Raw genomic sequence first — 6750 nt, 5'->3', positions numbered from 1 at the left:
ACCGCAGGAAGCCTGACGACACCGGAGAGGATGCGCCGGCGCACCCATGCGAGCAGCTCGCGAGCCAGGACACCAAGCCGGATGACGAGTCGTTCACCCCGGTACAGCGCCGCGACCGTGAGCACGGCTGCCGCGAGGTGCGCGAACCACATCGACAGGTCAGCGGCGACTGGCGTCGCTCCCGTCGACAGATCGAGGATAGGGAGGCCATGGACGTGGCCGGTGGCGACTGTTCCTGCAGGGGCTCCGCTGTCAGCGCCGAGGACGAACAGCAGGTGGAACAGGAGCTGACTGAGGACCACTGCGACACCCAGTCGCGGCAGTGAGAGCGCGCGGCCGACGAGCACCGTACACACGGCGAGCGAAAGCACCCACGGCACGGCGATTCCCAGCCACGAGGGCATCGCTCCGCCCGCTGCGACGTGCGAGAACAGCGCGACGAAGGTCGCGATCGACGCGGCGACTGAGGCGCGGATGACGCGCGTCGCTCGCGATCGGGACATGCATCCATTGTGGCAAACATCGACCGGGCCCCCGCCCATGGGACCTTATTCCCGGTTGGGCGAGCCGATCGGCGACCCATAATCCTGCTATGACCCGCGTTACCTACAGTGCGATCTCGAGCTTCTCCCGCGTCCGCATCCTGTTCCTGCTGCAGGAGCGACCCGAGCGGACCGTCACCGAACTGTGCGAGGCGACGGGCCTGCACGCGAACACCGTGCGTGAACACCTGCAGCGGCTCGTCGACGGCGGCTACGTGGTGGCCGAGACCGAGCACCGCACCACACGCGGCCGCCCGCGAGTGCTCTATTCGGCAGCGACCGGGCAGGACAGAGACTCGACCAGCGCAGTCGCACGCCACAAGGCCCGGGCTGCTGCGCAGCGCGGTGACCTGATGCGTCGGGTCATGCCGTGGACGGATGTCGACGACCTGCCGACAGAGGCCGTCCATCAGCTCGATGCCCTGGTGGAGGATCTCGGGGACGCCGGGTTCGATCCCATCGTCGACGAGTCGACACTGACCGTCGACCTCTCCCCCTGCCCCCACGCCTCGGCCAGCGCGCGCGACCGGGAGACGCTGTGCGCTGTGCACCTGGGCCTCATGGACGGCGTGCTCTCCCAAGCCGGGGGGCCGCTCCGGGTCGACTGCATGACGGCGTCTCGGCATCCTGAACGGTGTGTGGTGAAGCTTCTTGCCGCGCACGCTTCGCGCCCCGCGGAACTCGTCGCGAGCTGAGCGGACCAAGGTCCTCCTCCGGCATTGCCGCCAGCGAGGTACCATGATGTGGTCAGACACCGGCAAGGGCGACTTATTCACGGCCCCAACTTTCACCCCGGCTGATAGAGCCGGGGGTAGCGTGACCACCAGTACACAACCTCGATCTGGGGGGAATAATCATGGATCTGCTCGATCCGCTGCTGCTAGCCCGATGGCAGTTTGGCCTCACGACGCTGTACCACTTCCTGTTCGTGCCGCTGACCCTCGGCATGTCGGTCACCGTCGCGATCTTCCAGACCGTCTGGTACCGCACCGGCGACGTCAAGTGGCTGCACCTGACGCGGTTCTTCGGGAAGATCTTCCTGATCAACTTCGCGATGGGAGTCGTGACCGGCATCGTGCAGGAGTTCCAATTCGGCATGAACTGGTCGTCCTACTCGCGTTTCGTCGGTGATGTCTTCGGCGCCCCCCTCGCCTTCGAAGGGCTGATGGCGTTCTTCTTCGAAGCCACCTTCATCGGCCTGTGGATCTTCGGATGGGACAAACTCCCGAAGGGGCTGCACCTGGCATCCATCTGGATCGCCTCGATCGGCGCGCTGCTGTCGGCATACATCATCATCGCTGCGAACGCGTTCATGCAGAACCCGGTCGGCTACCAGATGGCCGAGGACGGCTCGCGCGCCGAAATGAACAACTTCCTCGAGGTCGTCTTCAACCCGATCGCCCTGGCGGCGTTCCCGCACACAATCTTCGCGGCGTTCATGTTCTCGTCGGGCGTGGTGATCGCCGCGGCGGCCTGGCACATGGCCCGCAAGCGAAACATCGAGATGATGCGCCCCGCCCTGAAGTTCGGGCTGTGGGGCATGATCGTCGCCTTCGCTGGCACCTTCCTGGCCGGCGACCAGCTGGGTCTGGTCATGGTCTCCACCCAGCCGATGAAGATGGCAGCTGCCGAGGCGCTGTTCAACTCGGCGTGTGGTGCTGACGCATCGTTCTCGATCTTCTCGATCGGAACCCCCGACGGCACCGGTGAAATCTGGTCGATCCGCGTCCCGTATCTGCTTTCGCTGCTGTCGACACACACGCTCGACGGATGCGTCGAAGGCATCAACGACCTGAACGCGCAGTACGCCGCGCAGTGGCCGGATCTTGCCGCGCAGGTGGACGGCGTCTTCAACCCCGTGCTGTGGATCACCTACTGGTCGTTCCGCTGGATGATGGGCCTCGGCTTCCTCGCGACCTTCATCGCGATCGTGGGCCTGTGGCTGACCCGCAAGAACGCCAAGCGCGAGGTGCCCCGCTGGGCGTGGAGCGTCGCGATCTGGACGGCACCCATCGCACTCGTAGCCTCGCTCGTCGGCTGGGTGTTCACCGAGATGGGACGCCAACCGTGGATCGTGTTCAGCCTCATGCTGACCGAAGACGGCGTATCGCCGAGCGTTCCCGGCTGGTCGGTGCTGATCTCGCTGGTCGCCTTCACCGCTATCTACGCATCGCTTGCGGTGGTCGAATTCGGCCTCATCCTCAAGACCGTGCACAAGGGACCGGATCCGCTCCCCGAGCCGGGCAGCGCGGATGCCGAACCGACCTCACGCGAAGACACCCCGACGACGGTCTACTAGGAGCTGATCATCATGGATCTCGCATACCTCTGGTTCTGGATCGTCGGAGTGCTGTTCGTCGGCTACTTCGTGCTCGACGGCTTCGACTTCGGCGTGGGAATGTCGCTCCCCTTCCTCGGCAAGGACGAGGTCGGAAAGCGTCAGATCATCAACACGATCGGTCCCGTCTGGGACTTCAACGAGACCTGGCTCATCGTCGCCGGCGCCTGCCTGTTCGCGGCCTACCCCGAGTGGTACGCGTCGCTGTTCAGCGGGTTCTACCTGGCGCTGCTGCTGATCCTGCTCGCCCTCATCCTGCGCGGCGTCTCATTCGAGTACCGCCACCAGCGCGAGGGCCTGCGGTGGAAGAAGGGCTTCGACACGATGATCGTCATCGGGTCGGTGCTGCCGGCGCTGCTGTGGGGTGTCGCTGTCGCGAACCTCGTCCAAGGTGTGCCGCTGGATGAGAACCACGAGTACACCGGTTCTCTCCTGACGCTGCTCAACCCGTACGGACTGCTCGGCGGCATCACGCTCGTGCTGGTGCTCTTCCTGCACGGCCTGTACTTCATCGGCCTCAAGACCGACGCTCAGGTGCATCAGGATGCCAAGCGCCTCGCGACCCGGGTCGGGTTCATCACCGTCGTGGTCGCTGCAGCGTTCCTGATCTGGACGATCTTCATCGCTGCAGCTCACGAAGCGCCGCTCCTGCCGCTGGTGATCGCAGCCGCAGCCCTGGCGGCCGTCGCCCTGCTGCTGTCGATGTTCTTCCACACGAAGGAGCGCGAGGGCTGGGCGTTCACGGCGGGGATCTTCACCGTCGCGTTCGCGGTACTCACGCTGTGGATGTCGATGTTCCCGAACGTGATGCGCTCGTCCACGGATGTCGCGTTCAGCCTCACGATCGAGAACGCCTCGAGCACCGACTACACCCTCACGATCATGTCGTGGGCGGCGCTGATCTTCCTCCCGCTGGTCCTCGCGTACCAGGGCTGGACGTACTGGGTGTTCCGCAAGCGCGTCACCCGGTCGCGGATCGAGAAGGCGGAGCTCGTCAAACACTGAACCGGCCAAACACCGAGATTGTCGAGGACCGCCTGGCGCTGCGCCAGGCGGTCCTTGCGTTCAGCCGTCGTCGCCGATGCACCCTGCAATTCGCACGTGGTCTGAGAGCGCCCGCGCAAACGGCGTCGCAGGATGACCCATTACCTCGCGAACCGACCCGTACTGCGTCACTCGCCCCCGCTCGATCACGACGAGTCGGTCGGCGATGGCGAGGGCGTCAACCGGATCGTGGGTGATGACCACAGCCGTGCTGCATAACTGGTCTGCCAGCAGCATCCGGATCTCTGCCGCCGTCTGAATATCAAGCGCGGTCAGGGGTTCATCGAGCAGCACGAGCCGCGGTTCCACGGCAAGTGCGCGAGCCACAGCCACCCGCTGCTGCTGCCCACCCGAGAGCTGGGCCGGCATCCGATTGCCGAACCCGGCAAGTCCGACGCGGTCGAGCCATTCATCGGCGGCATGCCCTGACTCGGTGCGGGAATGACCCCGCGCGCGAGGGCCGAACGCAACGTTCTCACGGGCACTGAGGTGAGGAAAGAGGCGGGCCTCCTGCCCGAGCAGCACAACCCCGCGATCCATCGGAGCGACATGGATGCCACGGCGGGCCGTGCCCCCTCGCACCGAAGCGTCGGCAATCACATCCCCGTCGAGTTCGATGCGACCGGCATCCAGGCGGACGAAGCCGGCGAGCGCAGCCAACAACGTCGACTTCCCCGCGCCGCTCGGCCCCATCACCGCAACCCGCTCGCCCGGTGCGAGATCCAGGTGCAGGTCCAGGTCGAAGAGCGATGATCGGATGACCCGCATCCGCGCCGAAAGCTGTGCCGTCATCCGGGAACTCCCCGTCTCGGTGCCTCGCCTCGCCACCCGCGCACGAGCAACAGCACAGCCAACGCCGTCACCAGCAGGAGCAGCGAGAGCGCCACTGCAGTTCCTTGCGTGACACCGGCCCCGTTGAAGGCTGTGTAGATCGCCAGCGGCATCGTCTGGGTCACCCCGGGCGCATTGCCGGCGAACAGCGCCGTGGCGCCGAACTCACCGATCGCACGTGCGAAGCTCAGCACCACGCCGGCGATCAGCCCGGGTGCTGCGAGGGGAAGAGTCACGCGGCTCAGAATCACCCATCGCCCGGCGCCGAGCCCAGCGGCGACCTGCTCGAGATCGGTGCCCGTGGCGCGAAGCGATCCCTCCACGGCCAGGACCAGGAACGGCAGCGCCACGAAGGTCTGGGCCATGATGACCGCGGTCGTGGTGAACGGCAACGCCATGCCGGCCTCGGCGAGCAGGCTACCGACCCAGCCGCGACGCCCGAACAGAAAGAGCAGGGCCACTCCCCCCACCATCGGGGGAAGCACCAGGGGAACCGTCACGAGGGCTCGCAACACCGCAGCCGTGCGAGGCGACGACCGGGCGATCAGCAAGGCGAGGGGAAGGCCCAGCAGCACACAGAGCCCCGTCGCGGCCAGTCCCGTTCCCAGCGACAACCCGAGAGCTTGTGCAGCCTCGGTCGAGGTGATGTCAGCCCAGAAGGTGCCCCACTGCACCCGGGCGATGAGCGCGATGAGTGGCAGGACGAGAAACGCGAGGCCGAGCAGCGCCGGAACGATCAACGCACGCGGAAGAAGCGTTCCGGTTCCCGTGCTCACGGCGCGCCGAATCCGAACGAAGCAAGGACGCGCTGTCCTTCGAGTCCGCTGACATAGGTGATGAACGCTGCCGCTGCCTGAGGCGAGGCGGCGGCGCGGAGCGCAGCGATGGGATAGAGATTCACGACGGCCTCGGCACCATCGGGAACGATCGATTCGACGTCTTCGCGACCGGCGACATCCGTGCGGTACACCAGGCCCGCATCGGCCTCGCCGGCAGCGACTTTGGTGAGCACCGCGGTGACGTTCTGCTCAAGACTCGCGGGTGCGACTGACACGTCAGCACCCGCAAGGAGCCTCTGCGACGCCGAACCGCACGGCACCTCCGGAGCACATAAGACGACAGACAGGTCCGGATCGGCCAGGTCGGCGAGCTCTGAGACATCCGCCGGGTTGCCCGCGGGCACGACGATCACGAGAGTGTTCGAGGCGAACAGCTGCGGAGCCTCGGCAAGCCCGGCATCGACAACTGTCGCCATGGTCGACTCGTTCGCTGCGGCAAAGACGTCAGCTGGCGCTCCCTCGACGATCTGTGTCGCCAGGGTGGCGGAGCCGTCGTAGGTGATCGGGCGGACGTCCACGTCGGGGTAGGCGTCTTCGAACCGCGCGGCGATCTCCGTGAACGCCCCCTGGAGCGACGCCGCAGCGAAGACCGTCAGCTCGCCAGAGACCTCGGGCGTCGAGGCGGTCGGTGATTCGTCTGTGTACACCGCCGAACAGCCGGCCGGAACGAGCACGAAAGCAGCGGCGAGCGCGGCGCGGGCTACGAGCGGAAGAGTCACTGCTCAGTCCTTCGGTGCTTCAACGATGACTGTCGTCGCCTTGACGACTGCCGCGGCAAGCGATCCGACCTCGAGGTCTAGCTCGCGAACGGCCTCTGCTGACATGAGGGATACGACCCGGTGGGGGCCGGACTGGATGTCGACCTGGGCCATCACCCCGTCAATCTGCACACGGGTCACCAGGCCCACGAATCGATTACGGGCGCTCGAGAGCACGTCGGATGCCTCGGCTGCCTGCTGTGCGCGCTCCACCGCGCGCTGGGCGAGCGCGTCGCCGGGGATCTCGGCCGGGCTTGCTCCCGTTGTGGCGAGACTGCCCGCCTCAATCCACCGCCGGACGGTGTCATCGCTCACCCCGAGCAGACGGGCAGCATCGGCAATGCGATAAGCGTGCATCCTCAAACCCTAACATTCCGTGAATGCGGGCATCTGGAGGT

At 66.2% G+C, this 6750-nt stretch carries 8 protein-coding genes; 3 read left to right on the top strand and 5 right to left on the bottom strand.

Annotation, left to right across the window (positions count from 1 at the left end; genetic code table 11):
• On the bottom strand, nt 1-503 hold a 503-nt coding region (locus B3587_RS11180; RefSeq protein WP_292728630.1), incomplete at its 3' end, for a hypothetical protein.
• A gap of 89 nt (nt 504-592) precedes the next feature.
• On the opposite strand from B3587_RS11180, the gene B3587_RS11175 reads away from it, so the two are divergent.
• The 3 genes from B3587_RS11175 to cydB all read left to right on the top strand — a co-directional run bounded on the left by B3587_RS11175 (nt 593) and on the right by cydB (nt 3885).
• A complete protein-coding gene (locus B3587_RS11175; RefSeq protein WP_292728627.1) occupies nt 593-1237 on the top strand; it encodes a helix-turn-helix transcriptional regulator in 645 nt (214 codons plus the stop codon).
• A 161-nt stretch (nt 1238-1398) separates the two neighbouring features.
• The gene (locus tag B3587_RS11170) at nt 1399-2841 is read left to right on the top strand and encodes a cytochrome ubiquinol oxidase subunit I (RefSeq protein WP_228177962.1); all 1443 of its coding nucleotides are present in this window, start codon (nt 1399-1401) and stop codon (nt 2839-2841) included.
• 12 nt (nt 2842-2853) lie between these two features.
• Nucleotides 2854-3885, top strand: coding sequence for a cytochrome d ubiquinol oxidase subunit II (cydB, locus tag B3587_RS11165; protein WP_228177961.1), 1032 nt, complete (start codon nt 2854-2856; stop codon nt 3883-3885).
• A gap of 60 nt (nt 3886-3945) precedes the next feature.
• On the opposite strand, the gene B3587_RS11160 is transcribed toward cydB, so the two are convergent.
• The 4 genes from B3587_RS11160 to B3587_RS11145 are packed head-to-tail and all read right to left on the bottom strand — an operon-like array spanning nt 3946 to nt 6709.
• The gene (locus B3587_RS11160) at nt 3946-4716 is read right to left on the bottom strand and encodes an ABC transporter ATP-binding protein (protein WP_228177960.1); all 771 of its coding nucleotides are present in this window, start codon (nt 4714-4716) and stop codon (nt 3946-3948) included.
• Nucleotides 4713-5531 (bottom strand): ABC transporter permease, encoded by an 819-nt coding sequence (locus B3587_RS11155; protein ID WP_228177959.1) that lies wholly within the window; start codon nt 5529-5531, stop codon nt 4713-4715. Before B3587_RS11155 ends, B3587_RS11160 begins: the two co-directional genes overlap by 4 nt.
• Entirely contained in the window at nt 5528-6313 is a 786-nt protein-coding gene (modA, locus tag B3587_RS11150) for a molybdate ABC transporter substrate-binding protein (RefSeq protein WP_292728621.1), read from the bottom strand. Before modA ends, B3587_RS11155 begins: the two co-directional genes overlap by 4 nt.
• A 3-nt stretch (nt 6314-6316) precedes the next feature.
• Complete coding sequence (locus tag B3587_RS11145) at nt 6317-6709, bottom strand: TOBE domain-containing protein (RefSeq protein ID WP_228177957.1); 393 nt, start codon at nt 6707-6709, stop codon at nt 6317-6319.
• Between the last annotated feature and the right edge of the window lie 41 nt (nt 6710-6750).

It is taken from the genome of Microbacterium sp. UBA837 (assembly GCF_002296025.1).
Lineage (GTDB): Bacteria > Actinomycetota > Actinomycetes > Actinomycetales > Microbacteriaceae > Microbacterium.
This window is presented reverse-complemented; position numbering and strand designations above follow the sequence as displayed.

Bases quoted from the DNA above. Each gene is read 5' to 3' on its own strand.
- B3587_RS11160 (WP_228177960.1), bottom strand. From the start codon at position 4,716: ATGACGGCACAGCTTTCGGCGCGGATGCGGGTCATCCGATCATCGCTC.
- cydB (WP_228177961.1), top strand. From the start codon at position 2,854: ATGGATCTCGCATACCTCTGGTTCTGGATCGTCGGAGTGCTGTTCGTC.
- B3587_RS11175 (WP_292728627.1), top strand. From the start codon at position 593: ATGACCCGCGTTACCTACAGTGCGATCTCGAGCTTCTCCCGCGTCCGC.
- B3587_RS11170 (WP_228177962.1), top strand. From the start codon at position 1,399: ATGGATCTGCTCGATCCGCTGCTGCTAGCCCGATGGCAGTTTGGCCTC.
- B3587_RS11145 (WP_228177957.1), bottom strand. From the start codon at position 6,709: ATGCACGCTTATCGCATTGCCGATGCTGCCCGTCTGCTCGGGGTGAGC.